The organism is Singulisphaera rosea, assembly GCF_054877945.1.
In genome coordinates this window covers 101517-119115 of sequence record NZ_JBTYIP020000002.1, presented here as the reverse complement: position 1 = coordinate 119115, position 17599 = coordinate 101517, and the positions used below count along the sequence as shown (strand labels likewise).

General features: G+C 62.9%; 12 protein-coding genes. 7 read left to right on the top strand and 5 right to left on the bottom strand.

Going from position 1 to position 17599, the window contains the following annotated elements:
- Nucleotides 1-111: 111 nt before the first annotated feature.
- Both ACYOEI_RS03690 and ACYOEI_RS03685 read left to right on the top strand, forming a co-directional pair.
- A complete protein-coding gene (locus ACYOEI_RS03690; RefSeq protein WP_462847947.1) occupies nucleotides 112-1323 on the top strand; it encodes a CAP domain-containing protein in 1212 nt (403 codons plus the stop codon).
- 355 nt (nucleotides 1324-1678) lie between these two features.
- A complete protein-coding gene (locus ACYOEI_RS03685) occupies nucleotides 1679-1873 on the top strand; it encodes a small basic protein (RefSeq protein WP_462847946.1) in 195 nt (64 codons plus the stop codon).
- 94 nt (nucleotides 1874-1967) lie between these two features.
- Here ACYOEI_RS03685 and ACYOEI_RS03680 read toward each other — a convergent pair whose 3' ends face one another.
- The gene (locus ACYOEI_RS03680) at nucleotides 1968-2255 is read right to left on the bottom strand and encodes a 4a-hydroxytetrahydrobiopterin dehydratase (RefSeq protein ID WP_462847945.1); all 288 of its coding nucleotides are present in this window, start codon (nucleotides 2253-2255) and stop codon (nucleotides 1968-1970) included.
- Between the two features lie 152 nt (nucleotides 2256-2407).
- Here ACYOEI_RS03680 and ACYOEI_RS03675 point away from each other — a divergent pair, with 152 nt between their 5' ends.
- From ACYOEI_RS03675 to ACYOEI_RS03660, 4 genes are all read left to right on the top strand, one after another.
- Nucleotides 2408-3325: a ZIP family metal transporter gene (locus ACYOEI_RS03675; RefSeq protein WP_462847944.1), complete on the top strand. Its 918-nt coding sequence runs from the start codon at nucleotides 2408-2410 to the stop codon at nucleotides 3323-3325.
- Nucleotides 3326-3693: 368 nt separating this feature from the next.
- A complete protein-coding gene (locus tag ACYOEI_RS03670) occupies nucleotides 3694-5601 on the top strand; it encodes a redoxin domain-containing protein (protein ID WP_462847943.1) in 1908 nt (635 codons plus the stop codon).
- A 416-nt stretch (nucleotides 5602-6017) separates the two neighbouring features.
- Nucleotides 6018-8525 carry a PSD1 and planctomycete cytochrome C domain-containing protein gene (locus tag ACYOEI_RS03665; RefSeq protein WP_462847942.1) on the top strand — a complete coding sequence of 836 codons (2508 nt, stop codon included), beginning with the start codon at nucleotides 6018-6020 and terminating at the stop codon, nucleotides 8523-8525.
- 70 nt (nucleotides 8526-8595) lie between these two features.
- Complete coding sequence (locus tag ACYOEI_RS03660) at nucleotides 8596-9993, top strand: DUF1501 domain-containing protein (protein WP_462847941.1); 1398 nt, start codon at nucleotides 8596-8598, stop codon at nucleotides 9991-9993.
- A 186-nt stretch (nucleotides 9994-10179) separates the two neighbouring features.
- Here the strand turns inward: ACYOEI_RS03660 and ACYOEI_RS03655 are convergent, their stop codons facing one another.
- The 4 genes from ACYOEI_RS03655 to ACYOEI_RS03640 all read right to left on the bottom strand — a co-directional run bounded on the left by ACYOEI_RS03655 (nucleotide 10180) and on the right by ACYOEI_RS03640 (nucleotide 14914).
- Nucleotides 10180-11250, bottom strand: a complete 1071-nt coding sequence (locus ACYOEI_RS03655; RefSeq protein ID WP_462847940.1) for a DUF1559 family PulG-like putative transporter — start codon at nucleotides 11248-11250, stop codon at nucleotides 10180-10182.
- A gap of 778 nt (nucleotides 11251-12028) precedes the next feature.
- Nucleotides 12029-13231: an acetyltransferase domain-containing protein gene (locus ACYOEI_RS03650; protein WP_462847939.1), complete on the bottom strand. Its 1203-nt coding sequence runs from the start codon at nucleotides 13229-13231 to the stop codon at nucleotides 12029-12031.
- Nucleotides 13232-13483: 252 nt separating this feature from the next.
- Nucleotides 13484-14584: a DUF1559 family PulG-like putative transporter gene (locus ACYOEI_RS03645; protein WP_462847938.1), complete on the bottom strand. Its 1101-nt coding sequence runs from the start codon at nucleotides 14582-14584 to the stop codon at nucleotides 13484-13486.
- Nucleotides 14585-14710: 126 nt separating this feature from the next.
- Nucleotides 14711-14914 (bottom strand): hypothetical protein, encoded by a 204-nt coding sequence (locus ACYOEI_RS03640; protein ID WP_462847937.1) that lies wholly within the window; start codon nucleotides 14912-14914, stop codon nucleotides 14711-14713.
- Nucleotides 14915-15531: 617 nt separating this feature from the next.
- On the opposite strand from ACYOEI_RS03640, the gene ACYOEI_RS03635 reads away from it, so the two are divergent.
- The gene (locus ACYOEI_RS03635) at nucleotides 15532-17526 is read left to right on the top strand and encodes a tetratricopeptide repeat protein (protein WP_462847936.1); all 1995 of its coding nucleotides are present in this window, start codon (nucleotides 15532-15534) and stop codon (nucleotides 17524-17526) included.
- Nucleotides 17527-17599 lie beyond the last annotated feature (73 nt).

Below are 17599 nucleotides of genomic sequence, written 5' to 3'. Positions count from 1 at the left end.
TCGGAACGGCCCAACGATCACCATCTCCACGGTGGGAGATGGTCTCCTCGAGACCAAACCCGAACGCCCCGCGTCGAATGGGGGGCGATTTTGATAGGCACGGAGGCTCGCATGTCCCGACCCAACTGCCGACGATCACTGCGTCTTGAGAGTCTGGAATCACGCGAGCTGCTCTCGAGCGGTGGCCCTACCGACCAGCAGCAGTACATGCTGTATCTGCTCAATCAGTCCCGCCAGAATCCCGCCCAGATGGCGCAGACGGTGACCTCGAACCTCGACGCCAACGTCAGTGCGACGATCGCCTACTATAATGTCGATCTGAATCAGGTGAAGCAGGAAATCGCGTCGGCCCCGGCCAAGCCGCCGCTCGCCTGGAACGACCAGCTCGCCACCGCCGCCCAGGGGCAGAGCCAGTACCAGGCCGATAACGGGGTTCAGTCCCACACAGGCGCCAATGGCTCCTCGCTCGAGCAGCGGCTCGACCAGGCGGGCTATACGAACCGGACGACCGACGGCGAGAATGCTTACGCCTATTCGAGCTCCGTCGACCAGGCCATGGAAGCGTTCCTCATCGATTGGGGCGTCGCCTCGCACGGCCACCGCGATAACATCCTCCAGCCGAACACATCGACCGGGGATGCCTACCGTGACGTCGGCATCGGCATCGTCAATGCGACCAAGTCTCAGGTCGGCCCGATGGTGATCACGCAGGACTTCGGCGCCCAACAAGGGGAGAAGGCCGAGCTCGTCGGCGTCGCGTTCAGCGACCCCAACCACTCCGGGACCTATAACCTAGGCGAGGGCGTGGGCAACGTGACCATCCAGGTCACCAACAAGTCGACCGGCGCGACGACCAGCGTCCAGACCTGGGACGCCGGCGGGTACCAGATGGCCCTCGACCCTGGTAGCTATACGGTCACCGCGATCTCGGGCGGCAAGGTCGTGCGGAGCCAGGATGTCCAGATCGGGACGTCCAACGTCGAGGTCGACTTCAACCTGAGCAACGCCTGGCAAGGGACGCCCGCACCCTCCACGACCACGCCCCCGGCCACAACTGCCGCCGCCATCTCGACCCCCACCCCCACCCCCACCCCCACCGTGACCAAAGCGGCCATGCAGCTCACGCCTCGGGTGATCTCCTCGCCGACCACTCCCAGCGTCACCCCCTCGAACTCGTCCAGCGTGACCAATCAAACGATCACGACGGTCCTCGCGAACAGCATCCCAACCACACCCACTCCCACCCCCACGCCGACGACCACTCCGACTACCCAGACCAACCCGAAGTCGACCTGGACCTCCTGGTTCTCCAAGATGTCCTGATCCATTTCGCGATCCTCACGATGTCCCCGAAGGCCTGGCCACGGTACCCGCCCGTGGCCAGGCCTTCGGCTTTATGGTCGTCGCCAAGGAGCAAAGCGCGCATCCCGAAATGTCCGGCCTCGGTCTCCTCGTCGTCGCGCCCGTTCTCGGGCAAGCGTCGAACTCGTTGGGGGCAGTGCAGTCGGGCAGGTGATCGATCGAAACCGTTCGCGATGACGCGACGGCTTGCATCCGAACGACCTTTTGGGATATTATCTTTCCTTCGGCTATCTCGGACGAGATCGGCCCTGAAGTGGTTGCGGACGCCAAGGCATGGGGCGTGGGTTCCCGGGTAAGGCGTCGGAGGAGTTTGCTGATGTCGATCGATAAGAGCTTGAAAAAGGCCGGCGGCATGAGCCGTTCTCGCAACGTCCTTACCAGGGCCGAGCGACTCGCCTTGCTCCAGGAAGACGAGCGCTGGACGCCGACGAGCGGTGTCTACAACCTGCCGAAGACCAAGTTCCGGCGGCTGGCCCCGGGGCAGTCGGGCCCGAAGCGCCCCGCCGTCTAATTTCTGCGGCCGTCCCCCGCGATGGCCTGAATCTTGAAGTCTCTTCCAACCCCCGGCCTTGTGCGTCGGGGGTTTTTCGTCGCCTCGTGCGACCTCAACGATCGTGCGGCAGGCCGTTGATTTCGGACGCGAACGAAAAGTCGAGAGGGGTCAGCCCGCCGTCCGAATGCGTGGAGAGTTCGAGCCGGACCTGGCGGTAACTCAAGACGATGTCGGGGTGATGGTCGTTCTTCTCGGCCAGGGCAGCCACCTGATTGACAAAGTCCAAGGCGCGGCGGAACGATGGGAAATGCCAGGTGCGGACGAGCATATCGCCGCGGTGTTCCCAATCTCTGGCGGTCGGCATCCTCTCGAGGATTTCCGGTTCGCTCAACTTGGGCATGACGATCCCCTCGCGGGTCGGATCGAGTTGCGGGCGCGGCCCAGGGGGCCGATAGCCTGGCTGCGGCCGACGTGAAGTCTGAACATTATTATTTCCGCGCAAGGCCTTCGGAACAAGGGGCGAGGCTCGGAGCGAGAGGGGTAGGGGCCGCGATGACGCTGACTCTCGCGCTCTTCAGCGCTGCGATCGTCGGGGTGAGCTTGCTCGGCGGGATCCTCCCGCTCGCCACTGTCCTGACGCATACTCGCCTTCAAATTTATTTAAGCTTTTCCGCCGGGGCGATGCTCGGCGCGGTCTTCTTCCACATGCTCCCCGAGGCCGTCCACCTGGGATCGGCCGGGGCGCTGCATTGGACGGCCGGCGGCCTCCTGGCAATGTTCTTCCTCGAGCGGTTCTTCGCCTTCCATCACCACGAGTCCCCCGCGGACCCGTCCGAACCTTGTCCGACGCATCCCCACGAACACGCCCATGGCCGTGGGCATTCGGCGGGGCTGATCGACGTCGAGGCGCCGGGCGGACCCGGCTCGGACGCCAAAGGGACCTCGTTGCACTGGGGGGCGGCGGCCTTCGGACTCGCCGCCCACTCGCTCGCCGGAGGGGTCGCCCTCGCGAGCGCGGCGGCGTCGGAGTGGGGAGAACGTCGAGGCCTAGGCGCGGCCGCGTGGGGCGTCTTCCTCGCGACCTTGGTTCACAAACCCGCCGACGCCCTCACGATTGTGAGCCTGATGCTCCGCGCAGGCATGCCCCGACGGACGGCCCACCTCGTCAACCTCGGCTTCGCCCTGATGATCCCCGTCGGGGTCGTCCTGTTCTTCATCGGGCTCGGCGGCCTCGGGCCCCAGTCGGCGGTGTACGGGACCGCCGCGGCCCTGGCGTTCTCGGCGGGGACGTTCCTCTGCATTGCCTTGAGCGACCTGCTCCCCGAGCTCCAGTTCCACGCCCACGACCGGCTGACCCTCTCAGCCTCACTCCTCGCCGGTTTCTTCCTCATGGCCGTGGCCTCCGCCGGCGAACACGACGAAGCTCCTTCGCCCTCAGCCCCCATTCCCGCAGTCGCCCAACCTCAGTGATCGTCTTGCTGCGAACCGGTGACGAGGAACTCATCCTCGTGATTCCGGGGATCACGCTGAGGATCTTGCCCGGCTCGCATCCCCGGCGATCGGAACCATGCGCCGTCTCGAAAGTCACTTCCCGGGACGGAGTTGCTCCCCACCTTCGGTGATCCCTGTCGGTGTTTTCACGCCCCTCTCGAAATATTCTCGAGGAAATTAGGGTGAGGAAGTCTATGATCATGGAAACGGATTGATTGGACGAAACCCCGGCGATCGCGAACTTTGGCGGCATCGCCCGAGTCTCGTAAAAGCCTCGTAGCGCTGAATAATCCCCCCCAACGATGCCACGATTGCAGATCGTCCCGAATACCTGCTGGAGCTTCTCGATGAATGGATCGGCGTCGACGCATGCCAAACCGATTGCCCTAACCATCCTTACACTCTCGGCCTGGCTCATCGCCATCCCTGGCTCAACCGCGGCCGAGTTGAAAAGCGTTCAAATTCCGAAGCTCGTCGGGACGGACGGCAAAACGGTCGAGGTCTCCGCGCCGAAGGGCGGGGCCACGGCCTTGATCTTCTACTCGTCCGAATGCCCGATTTCGAACGCCTACAGCCCGACGCTCAATCGGCTGGCCGACGAATTCCCGACGAACTCCTTGAAACTGGTAGGCATCTGCGTCGACCCCGACCTCAGCAACGCCGACGTCGCCACGCACGCCAACGACTTCGGCTTCAAGTTCCCCGTCGTCCGCGACCGCCGGGGTAAGGTGGCCGCCCACCTGGGAGCGACGGCGACTCCGGAAGCGTTCCTGATCGACGCGGAAGGACGGATCCGATACCACGGCCGGATCGACGACCAGTTCGCCGACCGCCAGAAGCGGAATGCCAACCCCAAGGGGGCCGAACTCCACGACGCCATCGCGGCCGTCCTGGGCGGGCGCGAGGTCGCCACCGCCTACGTCAAGCCCGTCGGCTGCCCGATCCCGAAGGCGGCCGAAGAAGGTCCTGTGCCGACGTACGCGAAGGAAGTCTCACGGATCCTCCAGAAGAACTGCCAGGAATGTCACCGTCCCGGCCAGGTCGGGCCTTTTCCACTCGAAACCTATGAACAGGCCAGGAAACGAGCCGATGACCTCGCGTCGGTCGTCGAAGATCGGCTGATGCCCCCTTGGAAGGCAGAAGCCGGGATTGGTCCGAAATTCAAGCACGACCGCTCGCTCTCGACGGCTGACATCGCCACCCTCGCCTCCTGGGCCGAAGCGGGTGCCCCCCAGGGCGACCTCGCGCAGCTCCCTCCTCCGATGAAATTCCCCGACGACTGGACCCTCGGCAAGCCGGACCTCGTCATCGAGCTCCCCGGACCCTTTGAAGTCCCCGCCGGGGGAAGCGACGTCTACCGCTGCTTCGTGCTGCCGACCAACCTCCCGAAAGATGTTTACATCTCCGGAATCGAATACCAGCCGGATAATCGCGCGGTCGTCCACCACCTGCTCGGATACGTCGACACGACCGGCGAGGCCCGCAAGAAGGACGCCGCCGACCCCGGCCTCGGGTATGCCTGCTTCTCGGGCCCCGGAATCGAGATCCACGGCGACCTCGGCGGATGGGCCCCGGGTAACCAGGCCAGCTATCTGGTCGACGGCATCGGGCGCGCCCTGCCCAAGGGGGCCGACATCGTCCTCCAGATCCACTACCACCCCAACGGGAAGACCGAGACCGACCGATCCAAAATCGGCCTGTACTTCTCGCGCAAGCCGATTCGGCAGATCCTCCACTGGTCGGCCGCACTCAAGTACGACCTCAAGCTCCCGCCGAACGACTCGAACATTGAAGCCAAGGCGTCCTGGCCCGTCCCCGTCGACCTCGAGGCCTGGGCGGTCACCCCGCACATGCACCTGCTCGGCAAGGACATGAGGATGTCGCTCACTTACCCGGACGGCCACAAGGAAGACCTCATCAATATCCCCGGCTGGGACTTCGGCTGGCAGTACACATACTACTTCGAGAAGCCGCTCACCCTCCCCAAGGGGACCGTGCTCAACGTCGTCGCCCACTACGACAACTCCGACAAGAACCCGCACAACCCCAACCACCCCCCGAAACTGGTCACCTGGGGCGAGGCCACGACCGATGAGATGTGCATCGGCTTCCTGGCCGTCACCAAGAAGGGGCAAGACCTGACCCAACCGGGACAGTCGGACGACCTCCGGACCATCTTCCATAAGCAGCAGGAAGAGTTCCGGAAGAAGTTCCGCGACAGCAAGCACGCCGAGAAGATCGACACGCTCGACTGATCTCAAGCGAGGTTCCGTCGCAAGACTCACGTGAACCTCCTTCACCTCAGGACCATGCTCGACGGGCAGGCTTCGGCCTGCCCGTTTGCATTTCCGGTCCTCATGCTCATTCGCTTCTGCCGTTCAGTCTCCAAAACACGACAATTGGGAACATCAATTTTCCGCGTTCCCACGGTCTCCGTGGCAACGAGAAATAGAGGCATCATAAGTCCCAAGTGATAATTCATCAAAGACTGGGAGAATGAGCTTCTCCTCGGCCGCGTGAGAGAAATCCGCGCCAAGGTGGTCACGTTAGCGAGAATTGTATTGTCGACGCCTCGCAAAGCCCCTGTTAAACTCTTGCTCGACAAGTGTGGGCGAACACGACCCGGACGAAGATCGTCCGAGCGTGGTTTTCGAGGCCGAGGACGTTGCTGATGTGGCGCACGATTCTCCTGGTCTCCGTCGCGACGTTGCTCGTCGGCCCGGTCGTGAACGCCGACTCGACCGGTGAATCGGAAGTGTTCTTCGAAACCAAAATCCGCCCCGTCCTCGCCGAAACGTGCTTCCCATGCCACGGCGGGAAGAAGGTAGGAGGGGGTCTGCGGGTCGACTCCCGCGAAGGACTCCTCAACGGGGGAGATGAAGGGCCGGCAATCGTCCCCGGGCAACCGGGAGAGAGCGTTCTTCTCCAGGCGATCCGTTATCAGCATGAGTCGATCCGCATGCCTCCCGGACGACGCTTGCCGGACGTCGTGGTCGCCGACTTCGAGCGCTGGATCAAGACTGGAGCACCCTGGCCCAAGCCCACGCCCTCGAGCAAGCGATCTTTCGAGGCCCAGCCTCACTGGGCCTTCGAGCCGGTCAAACCCGTGACGGTTCCCGACGATCCAAACGACTCGACTCACCATCCCATCGACCGGTTTATCTCCGCAAGCCGGACGGCCCATGGTCTCACCCGCGTCGAGCCCGCCGAGAAACGAACACTTCTGAGGCGGCTTAGCTTCGACCTCATCGGGCTTCCGCCAACTCCGGAAGAGCTCGACAGCTTCCTCTGGGACGGATCACCCAATGCCTATGAACGAGTCGTCGATCGACTCCTTGCTTCACCCCATTACGGTGAGCGTTGGGGACGCCATTGGATGGACGTCGTCCGGTACGCCGACACGGCCGGTGACAACGCCGACTACCCCGTCCCGGAGGCGAGACTCTACCGCGACTACATCATCGACGCATTCAACGCGGACAAGCCCTACGACGAATTCGTCCGAGAGCAACTCGCCGGTGACATCCTCGCCGTCCAAGGCCCCCGCGGACGCTATGCGGAGCAGGTGATCGCGACGGGCTTCCTCGCGCTCTCCCGTCGATACGGCACCGCACCCGAAGAACTCTGGCATCTCACCCTCGAAGACACGATCGAGACCACCGGTCGCGCCTTCCTCGGCCTGACCCTCCGTTGCGCCCGCTGTCACGACCATAAGTTCGACCCAGTCACGAACACGGATTACTATGCCCTCTACGGGATCTTCGCGAGCACGAAGTTCCCGTACGCCGGCTCCGAAGAGTTCCAGTCCAAGAAGTTCCCGAGGGCCAATTTCGCGCCTCTCACACCCCCGAATGAAGCGGCGGCCCATTGGACAACGTACCGCGAGACCCTCGCGAAGAGTCCCGCCGACGAGAACATCGACCGGGAAAAACAACGTCTCGAGGAACGTACCCTCGAGTGGGATCGGGCGATCCAGTCGCTGTCCAAGTCCATCACCGCGCTCGAAGCGAGCGGGCAAGCGACGGCGACGCTCAAGGACCAAATGGCCCAGCTCGAGCGGAACAAGCAGGTTGCAAGAGCCGCCTTCGACGCGAAGGCTCGACTCGAGCGCCAGAAGGACGCGGACCGCAAATGGGGTCTCCCGGCCGATTTGCCGGGCGCCTACGCGGTCCACGAGTCGACGCCCATCGCTGAGGCCGTCCACCTGCATGGCGAGCCGTCGACGCGCGGCGCCGTCGTCGCGAGGAATGTCCCGGCGTTCCTGGCCGGCACGAACCCGCCTCGGATGCCTGATGGGTCGAGCGGTCGACTGGAACTCGCGACCTGGCTCACAGCCCCGGAGAATCCGCTCACCGCAAGGGTCATGGTCAACCGAGTCTGGCACCACCACTTCGGCCGAGGGATCGTGGGGTCGCCTTCCAATTTCGGCATCCGAGGCGACGAGCCGACCCATCCGGAATTACTCGACTGGCTCACATCCCAATTCGTTTCGAACGGCTGGTCGATCAAGGCCCTCCACCGCCTGATCGTGACTTCGAAGACATACCAGTTGGCGAGCGGACCGGCCTCGGACGCGTCGGCGAAAGATCCCGAGAACCGTTGGTACTGGCGGTTCGATCGCCGTCGCCTCGACGCCGAAGCGATCCGGGATGCGATGCTCTCGGCTTCCGGAACGCTCGACCTCCGCGTCGCGGGTGAACATCCCTTTCCCCCCATCTCCGAGTGGCGCTGGACCCAGCATTCGCCGTTCAAGGCGGTCTACACGACCGATCGCCGCAGCGTCTATCTGATGACTCAGCGCCTCCAACGTCACCCCTATCTCGCCCTGTTCGACGGCCCCGACACGAATCACTCGACCGACCGCCGCACGAGTGCCAACGTCCCGCTCCAGGCGCTCTTCCTGATGAACAACCCGTTCGTCCAGGACCAGGCACGAGCCCTTGCGAACCGTTTGATCGCCGAGGCGCCCGATGTCACCCATCGGCTCAACCTCGCGACGACCCTCGCCTGGGGCCGCCCTCTCGTTCCTGGGGAGGTTGAGACGTTCCGTGACTATCTCCGCACGTTCGCCCGAGAGTCGGAAGCGTCGGGGCGTCCTGTCCCCGACGCCGATCTCGACGCATGGGTCAGCCTCGCCAAGGTCATTCTCACCGCGAACGAGTTCCTCTATCTCGATTGAGAGTCTGTCGCGTCACGCAGCGTGGTCGCACGGCCTGGCCCGAGGCAGATTCCTCCGGAGAGCGACTCTCATGTTTGATAGATCAATCGACCGGCGGGAATTCCTCCGACGTTCCTCGTTGGGGGCGGCATCTCTGGGTGCGTCGAACCTCCACAATACGCTCGCCCGAGCGGCCGCGATGGGCGATGGCCAGGTCCTCGGCCCGAAGCGGGCGCATTTCGCGCCGAAGGCCGAGCAGTTGATCGTCCTGTTCCTGACGGGAGGGGTGTCGCACGTCGACACCTTCGACGAGAAGCCGAAGCTTCGCAAGGATCAAGGGAAGTCGGTCTCGGCGGTCTCGCTCCGGGAGACGAGCACGCAACCGCTGCTCGGATCTCCGTTTGAGTTCCGGTCGTGCGGCGAGTCGGGCCTGAGGATCAGCGAGCTCTTTCCCCATCTCGGAGGCCTGGCCGACGAGCTTTGCGTCATCCGCACGATGCACACCGACATCGTCGAGCACTTCCAGGCCGTGCTCGCGATGCATACCGGCTCGGCCACCGTACCAATGCCCAGCCTAGGTTCATGGCTGAGCTACGGGTTGGGGACCTATAACCCGAACCTTCCCTCGTACGTCGTCCTCGCCGAGCATCTCCCTTATGCCGGGTCGCAGGTCTGGGACAGCAACTTTCTTCCGCCTTCCCATCAAGGCGTGCGTATCATCCCCGGCGACGAGCCGATCCCCGATCTGCGTCCCTCCGCGCGTTCCGCGACGCTCGGGGAGCTCGAACGGATCATGCTCCGAGACGTCAATGAGCGGCACGCCCGAGACAGGACCGACGATCTCGACCTCCGCGCCCGGATCACCAGCGCCGACGTCGCCCACGGCATGATGCGCGAGGCCCCCGAGGTCTTCGACCTTTCCCAAGAGTCCGACGCGACCCTCGAACGATACGGGATCACGCGAGGCGACCGAAAGTCGTTCGCCTACCAGTGCCTGATCGCCCGCCGCCTGATCGAGAGGGGCGTTCGCGTGGTCGAGTTGATCGACAACGGCTCGAGCGACAACTGGGACGCCCACGGCGACATGAAGGACCACCGCCCCAAGGCCTTGCGCGTCGACCGTGCCGTCGCCGCCTTGATCGCCGACCTCAAGGCCCGTGGCCTCCTCGACCGGACCCTGATCGCCGGCTGCACCGAGTTCGGTCGCACCCCCTGGACCGACACCCCGACCTCCAAGGGCCGCAACCACTACGCCGACGCCTTCTCGTCATTCCTCGTCGGGGCCGGCGTCAAAGGTGGGATGAGCTACGGCGAGACCGACGAGCATGGAATCCACATCGTCGCCGACCCGGTCCACGTCCACGATTACCACGCGACGATCCTCCACCTCATGGGCTTCGACCACACGAAACTCACCTACCGCTACGCCGGCCGCGACTTCCGTCTTACCGACGTTTCGGGGGAAGTCCTCCGCAAGATCCTCGCCTAACCCACCGTGTCGGAGGAACGATTTCGCGATCTTGACTCACCAGGATCCATCACTCGATTCGAGGTCGTCGTTCCTGATCAAGATTCAGCTGAATCGCAGTGCTCATGGCGCAAGGAGAAGGCGGTGTGTCATCCTGATAAGAGGATGCCGCACCGCCTTTGAGATCACGTTAAATCAGTTCGAGACTCAGTAAGAATCCGCGCTGATGACTTCGCCACCGTTCCGGGTCGATAGGGCCTGATAAACGGGGAAGGGAGGCGCACCGGCATTGACGGTGCAAGGGCCATAGGGGTTCTGCAAGCAGGTAATCGGGGCGGGGTTCGACCCAGTCGGGGTCGACCACGAGCTCACCGTGTCCTTGATGAATCGGACCGAGCCATCGGCGAGGCCGAAATTCGCCCCACCGGGGTGAAAGCTGCCCGCCGACGCCGGGAAGACGGAACCGTCGTCACCGCCCGGCAGCTTGGGATTGATCGGATACCTGGTGGTGAACAACGTGTCGGCGAAATTCGCCGCGGTCCACCAGTGATAGCAGATGAGATCGACCGGGCTCATCTTACCGTAAGCGAACTCGCCGGTCATGATCGTGTTGCTGGTGCCGTCGGTGATCGAGGCGATCGTCACGTTCTGGAACTTGATGATGACGCCGTTTTGTCCTGGGGCCCGGGTCTGAACGGTCCCGTCGGTGAGGCTCTGGTCGTTACGAAAATTGAACCAGGTCCCGGCGTTACCACCATATGACGTGAATCGCATGATCACGTGCTGGCCCGGGCACCAGCCGCCGAAGTCGCCCTGGCTGAAGGTGTCCAAGGAAGCCGAAACCTTCCCGTCGCTGGGGCACCACATCCAGGAAGTGCCGACGCCGTGGATCGTCGAATTCGCGCAAGCATTCACATGGATGCTTGAGTTCAAGGCGTTGTAGAGCGAACCACCTTCCACGTATTGAAGCATTGCGATAAGATAACTGTGGCTCGAGTGCAACCCCTGCGTCACGCCCTGGACGCCGTCGGCGGCCGGATTGATCATGATGGCGGTCGCACCGGGGGGATAGCAGCCGCTGCCGCTTTCGTAGTTCATCGCGGCGAGGCCGATCTGCTTCAGATTATTGACGCAAGAGGCGCGACGGGCGGCCTCACGCGCGGCTTGAACGGCGGGCAGGAGCAACGCAATCAGGACGGCGATGATCGCGATGACAACCAACAGCTCGATCAGGGTAAAACCGCGACGTTTGGCCCGCTCGACGGACAGAATCGACATTGACCAAGCCTCCTGGATCACGAGTAAAGAAGCATGAAGACCTTGATTCAACAAAGGCCCCGAGGGATCTCGAGGAGAAACGCGGAGGCTTTGGAGCACCGGAAGGTCGAGAACGAGAAATCGTGGGTGATGGAAGGAAGTCGTGAGGTAGAACCGAAGGCCGGAGGAAGGTGATTTCGTCAAGTAATGACGGGCCCTTCCCGAGCGTTATGGTCGAAGACGGTGGCTCGACCGAAAGTCGCACATCAATTGGTCTTTCGTTTCGACTTCCCTTTGACCGGCCGGCTCTCGGCTTCGAGTTCTCGTTTCGACTTTCCAAACTTGGGTACGGACGCTTCCTCAGAAGTGTTACACCCGTGGATTGCGCCCACCCCAAGAATAAAGCCGAGTCTAATCGCGTGACGGCGGGACACCAGAAAACATTTGCGATCGATCATGGACTAAGCCATCCTGAAGGAAGTCTGCACCGACTAGCGTATAGATGATCACTTCAAACAAACAATTCCAATGCAAGACATGGTGCAGTGAAATTCGAGCCGTTCGTTGAAGGGGTCCCGCAGCGTATTCGCGCACCTCTTGATCGTGAGACGTGTGACATGAAATCGCTATCCTCGATCTCGGCTCCCAAATCCAATTCACAGTAAATCGCACTTCCATCCCTCGGCGTGCGCAGCCAACTGATCACAAGCTTTTAAAATTCTAAGACTTACGGCCACGAGCACCGGTATTCACCTTCGCGCAACCTATGGTCTGAGCGAATGCGTGACATCGAAACGGATTAAAGATAGCTCAGCCAGGGATCGCGTCTCCGTTGCTTGAGCGCCGCGAACCATCGACAGGGAAAATAGAGCAGGACGACGGCCAGGGCCCACATCCCATAGACGATGGGAAGGCCGAAGCCATAGCCAGGAGGGGATTGAAACGGGGCGTCTTTGAAGAGCCAGGCCGTCGGGTCTCCCCGCAGGATAGCGAAGACGACCGCAAGTGCATGGATGATGTACCACTGGAGCAGGTAATAGAACAGAGGAACACGTCCCAGAATGATCAATTGCCGTCCGACGACACCGGCCGGCCGATCGAACCACGCGAGCAGCATCAGGGCAGGGCCGAGGGTCATCAAGAGATAGTCGAGGGAGGGAGGGTATTTCTGGCAGTTGAGGAAAGACGCCACACTCATGGACCAATGCGGCTGGGGCACCCAAGGTCTCGGGTCCCCGTAATGGTTGAATCCACGGACCAGCACGAAACCGATCGTCAGGACAGCCCCCAAAACAAGGACGGTTCGCCGACGCACCCGGTGTTTGAGGAGCATTAGCGAACCGAAGCCATAACCGCACGCCATCACCCCGGTCCAGGGAATCAGAGAGTAGGCGACGAGGATATTGACTCCCTCGGCCGGTTGGAATCCGGTCGGACGAAGCAGTGCCCCGAGAACGCCGGAAGGGGGAGCGCCATCCCATAGGTTGTGTCCGACCACGATGGCGAGGCCGACGGCAGCGACCATTGGGACCGGCAGGAAGACGAGGGCCGAAAGCACGACCATCGCACCCCCGATCGCCCAGAGGACCGTGAGGAGCACGAATGAGTAGTCGAGCCGGAAATACCAGCCCAACTTGACCGCCGTGAGCTCCAGGACGATCAGCCAAAGCCCTCGGGTCAGAAGAAAGAGAGAAAGTTGACCTCGTGACTTGCCCCTCGCGCCGGCGAGGAAGGCTCCCGTCCCCGCGAGGAAGACGAACACCGGGGCGCAGTAATGCGTGACCCATCGCGTGAAAAACAAGGGGAGCGTCGTTTTCGACAGGTCGGTCGGGTCGATCTGGGAATTCATGAAGAAATCCCGAGTGTGGTCGAGCACCATAACCACCATCACCAACCCGCGAAGATGGTCCACCGCGCTCAGCCGCAGATGACTGCCGACGAGAGGAGTTCCGGGGAGGTTGCCCCTGCCGATCGAAGGGCTCACGGCATCGTCCACGCTCATCGCCTCGGCGCTCCTGGATGGTCCCAAACCAAGCTCCCCGCCACGTTCACGATGAAGAACTCGCCGTGGTTCATGGGGCGAAATCGGTGCTCCCAATTGCGGGATGGGACATTCGCGGCGATCCGCTCGCTTTCCGTAGGATGGGCGCTGCCCACCGAGCCTTCCGGAATGCCGGTGGACAGCGCCCACCCTCCACGGATCTCAGCACCGACTTCGCTCCATAAGCCAACAAACATCAAATGGGACAACGACTCAGAAGGCGTCGGCGCTGATGACTTCGCCACCGTTCCGGGTCGATAGGGCCTGATAGACGCCCATGGTGGTTCCGGGGTTCAGAGTATAAACCCCATACGTAAATCCGTCACCCGGCGAGAACGGGTTTGCGAGCGTCAGATTCGCGGGCATGAACTGCCCGGACTGGTTGATCGGCCACGAGTTGATCGTGTTCTTGATGAACTTGACCGACCCGTCGCACATGGCGAAGTTGCAGCCGCCCGGATGGAAGCTCGAGGCGGAGAGCAAGTAGGGGCTCGCGTTGCCGTTCAGGAGGGCGCCTGAGACGGTTGGGCTCGGGTAATCCCACGAAGTCGGCGGGTTGGGTGCATACATGCAGTTTTGGAGCGTATCCCCGTAACTGCCGGCCATCCACCAATGCCAGCACACTTGATCGGATGAGGAGAGGCCGCCGTAGCTCCCTTCGCCGAACATGAAAGTGTTGCTCGTCCCGTCGGTGATCTCGTTGATCGTGGTCTTGCTGAACATGTAGAAGACCCCGAGGGCGTTGCCGACGAGGGCCGACCAGTTCGGGTTCGTGGTCAGGCCCGTGCTCCAGTTGGAGCCGCGCGGGGGGTTGTCCCAGGGGCCACAGACCCCTCGATACGAGTTGTGGCCGACGTCGAAGCCATAGGTGGTCGCCGGGGGGAGTTTCTGGGAGACCTTACCGTCGCTCGGGCACCAGAGCGCGGAGATTTGGGCCCCGAGGATCGTCCGATTCTGGTCGGTCGTGTAGCGGAGGTTGGTGTTGTAGGCGGCGTAGAGCGGGGCTTGCTCGATGAAGGGGAGCACCCCGACGAGGCAGCCGCGTTCCCAGGCCGCCCCGGCGAAGACGCCGGTCGCCGCATTCGCGTCATAGCCCCCCATGGTGAAGGAGCCGTTGGCGGAGTGATAGTTGTGCTCGCCGAGCGCGAGCTGCTTCAGGTTGTTCGTGCATTGGATGCGACGGGCCGCCTCGCGGGCCGCCTGCACGGCCGGCAACAACAATGCGATCAGGACCGCGATGATCGCGATGACAACGAGCAGCTCGATCAGGGTGAAAGCCCGCGTCGGGCGAGTGTCATGGGTCTTCCTCGGCATGGTTCACTCTCGCGATTGAGGGGGATGGGGCTCGAAATCCGACGCCAATAGATCGCGGACTTGCAAGGATGCCTTCCAACCAGCAACGACCGGACGAATTCCTGGCAGGCCGAGACTCGGCCGCGATCACCGTCGATTCTTGATTCCTTTCTTGATGCGTTTGGCAGGCTCGGGGTTGAGGTCCTGGAATTTGGCTCGTTTGTTCAGCGGTGCCGGGTTGGGGGCCGTCGAGGGGTTCTCACCGCAACCGAAGTGGAACAGCGACACCACCACTCCCGCGAGGACCCCTGATCTCAACGGCCTCGCCCTGGGGAACTCCGTTCGCGTCATCAGGCGAGGACTCCTTGTGCGTGATAAGGTACGAGCCCCGATCGTCCCGGACGCGCCGAAGTAACCTTCGATCGCTCTCGTCAATGTCGCGCCACGATGAAGCGTCCGGCGGGGAGACAATCGGTTCCACACCATTCCATCACGGACCTATCCAAGTCAAGGACCTTAATCGATTCTAGAGAAATCCTGACAATCGCATCCGACGCGTATTTTGGAACTATCAAAGAATGAATTCGCCCTCGAGGGTTCGGAATCCCGTGCGCAAACCGTCCTGCTTGACAGCCTTACGACCCGACCGATAATGGTGGGACGTAAGTTGGCGATCGTGACAGCAGCGGATTCGCCAATCCCAATCTCGCTCCGCCTCGAGGATTCATCTCGGTTTGGTGTCGTCGTATGATGGCCCCGAACACAACGACGTTCCTGGTTTTGGCACGACAAGGCGGGCGTTTGTGTTGTGTCGGGATCCTGGGCCCGTAGGCATCTCGCCGCAAGGGGACGTTGCCGGGGGATGCAGTCGGCCCCACCCGCATCGAACCGCGAGGGTCGCCGTCGGGGCGATCGTCGCCTATCCGACGATGCCCTTGTTCAGACGCTCGTGAGGAGATCTCGGACGCATGGCCGCGGAGCATCCGTCGAACGGAACGATGGGCCGGATTGTGGGAGGGGCCGTCGCCATCCTCGTCGTGGGCGTCGTCGGCGTCCTGGTGATTCGACTTGGGCGGTCACCCGACTTGCTCGCCGAGGCCCGCGCGGCCTATCAACGCAAGGACTGGGAGGACGCCGCGAGATTGGCGCGGGCCCGGATGAAGGTCGACAAGGAGGATCGAGAGGCCGTCAGGATCCTGGCAAGATCCTCCGTCCGACTCGAACGGGACGAGAGTGCGATGACACTCTACAACAATCGGCTCAGCTCGACTCCGATGGAGGTCGAGGACCTCTATCTGCGGGGCCTCGTGCTCGGCCGGTTGGGGAGCGGCCAGATGGCCCTCGACGTCTGGTCGGGGGCTTCGAAGCGCTCGCCGGAGCATCCGGAGATGCTTCACGCACTCACGCGGCTACTGACGGACCGACAGCGGCTCGACGAGGCGGCGTCCTTCGCGCTCCGAGTTTCGAAGCAGCCGGGGTGGGAGGCACGGGGCCTGCTCCAACTCGGCAACATCCGCTCCTTGATGGACGATCCGGCTGCGGCCGTCGAGGCCCTCGAACGTGGGCTCACGCTCGACCCCAAGGCGAAAGGGGCCCAGCACGCTCCGGACCACTACGCCAGACTCCTGGCCCGCTCGCTCTTGCAAGTCGGCGAGCCCTCGAGGGCGAAGCGCTATCTCGCCCCCTTGCTCAAAGCGTCGGGAGCCGGCGAGGTTGATCGTGAGGCGTACTGGCTCGAGTCCCGGGCCGATCTCCAGGAAGGGAAGCCCAAGGAGGCGCTCAGTGCCTTGGACAAGGCAGGGACGTGGCGGGCCGAGCATCCCTTGATCCCGGAGCCGAGCCCATTCGTGAGCGCGAAGCGCTGCGACCCGTGCCACTCGTCGATCGGCCACGCCTACGACCAGTCGCGACACGCGCGGACGTTCTACCGCGGCGACGAACTACTCAAGCTCCCACTCCCGGATCGTCCGTTGGTCGACCCTGACGACCCGAAGGTGACGCATCGACTCGAGCGCGTCGGGGACACGCTCCACCTCTCGACCAAGGTCAAGGACACGACCTACAAGCTTCTCGTCGACTATGCGTTCGGCACTCCCGAACGTTACTTCTCGATGGTGGGGCGTGACGACGAGGGGAACTACCGGGCTCTTCGGCTCTCCCACTACCACGACGACAAGGGCTCGGGGTGGGATCGGACGGCGGGCGACGGCGGGAACGCCGACCCGCTCGCCAACGTGCGAGGCCAGGAGGTCCCGACCCGCGATGGTGTTGTCCGATGCGTCTACTGCCACGTCACGAATCCGAACGACTTCCGCAACCCGGCCCTTGGGACCGTCCACCAGAGCCCCGCGGCGGCCGATCGCGGGATCGGCTGCGAGCGTTGCCACGGGCCAGGGGCGAATCACCTGGCCTCGGCCTCGGCAGGCATGGCCGACCGGGCGATCGTCAACGTCGGCTCCTCGCACGGCGAGACCATCAACGCCCAATGCACCCAGTGCCACATCGTCGGCGATCCGTCGGCCATCCGGGCGACCCCCGAAGATCCGAAGTGGGTCCGGTCGTCTGGCCTGACGTTCACCTTCAGTCGATGCTATACGGACAGCGGCGGGGCTTTGAGCTGCGTGACCTGCCACGACCCCCATCGAGACTCGCCACGCTCAGCCGTTTTCTACGAAGCCAAGTGCCTCGAGTGCCACTCCTCGACCAAAGAACCTCGGCCGTCTCAAGCGACGGCGACCACTCCGATGCTCGACAAAGAGCCGTCGACAACCTCAAACTCGGGGACGGCCGAGCCAACCGTTTGCAAGGTCAACCCGACCAAGGATTGCCTCGGTTGCCACATGCCGAAGGTCCCGGTGCCCGTCCTCCATACCTCATTGACCGACCATTACATTCGGATCCATGAGCGCAACGCGGCTGGCGGGCCCGAGACGAGAATCCAGGATCCCAAGCCCGCGCCTTGATTGGATCGCGTTGACGAGACTTGGATTGTCCGACCAATCCCCGGCTCCCTCATCAAAGCCGGGGAATGAGAGA

Excerpts from the sequence above, each read along its gene's own strand:
- ACYOEI_RS03690 (WP_462847947.1), top strand. The coding sequence starts at position 112 with ATGTCCCGACCCAACTGCCGACGATCACTGCGTCTTGAGAGTCTGGAA.
- ACYOEI_RS03685 (WP_462847946.1), top strand. The coding sequence starts at position 1,679 with ATGTCGATCGATAAGAGCTTGAAAAAGGCCGGCGGCATGAGCCGTTCT.
- ACYOEI_RS03680 (WP_462847945.1), bottom strand. The coding sequence starts at position 2,255 with ATGCCCAAGTTGAGCGAACCGGAAATCCTCGAGAGGATGCCGACCGCC.
- ACYOEI_RS03675 (WP_462847944.1), top strand. The coding sequence starts at position 2,408 with ATGACGCTGACTCTCGCGCTCTTCAGCGCTGCGATCGTCGGGGTGAGC.
- ACYOEI_RS03670 (WP_462847943.1), top strand. The coding sequence starts at position 3,694 with ATGAATGGATCGGCGTCGACGCATGCCAAACCGATTGCCCTAACCATC.
- ACYOEI_RS03665 (WP_462847942.1), top strand. The coding sequence starts at position 6,018 with ATGTGGCGCACGATTCTCCTGGTCTCCGTCGCGACGTTGCTCGTCGGC.
- ACYOEI_RS03660 (WP_462847941.1), top strand. The coding sequence starts at position 8,596 with ATGTTTGATAGATCAATCGACCGGCGGGAATTCCTCCGACGTTCCTCG.
- ACYOEI_RS03655 (WP_462847940.1), bottom strand. The coding sequence starts at position 11,250 with ATGTCGATTCTGTCCGTCGAGCGGGCCAAACGTCGCGGTTTTACCCTG.
- ACYOEI_RS03650 (WP_462847939.1), bottom strand. The coding sequence starts at position 13,231 with ATGAGCGTGGACGATGCCGTGAGCCCTTCGATCGGCAGGGGCAACCTC.
- ACYOEI_RS03645 (WP_462847938.1), bottom strand. The coding sequence starts at position 14,584 with ATGCCGAGGAAGACCCATGACACTCGCCCGACGCGGGCTTTCACCCTG.
- ACYOEI_RS03640 (WP_462847937.1), bottom strand. The coding sequence starts at position 14,914 with ATGACGCGAACGGAGTTCCCCAGGGCGAGGCCGTTGAGATCAGGGGTC.
- ACYOEI_RS03635 (WP_462847936.1), top strand. The coding sequence starts at position 15,532 with ATGGCCGCGGAGCATCCGTCGAACGGAACGATGGGCCGGATTGTGGGA.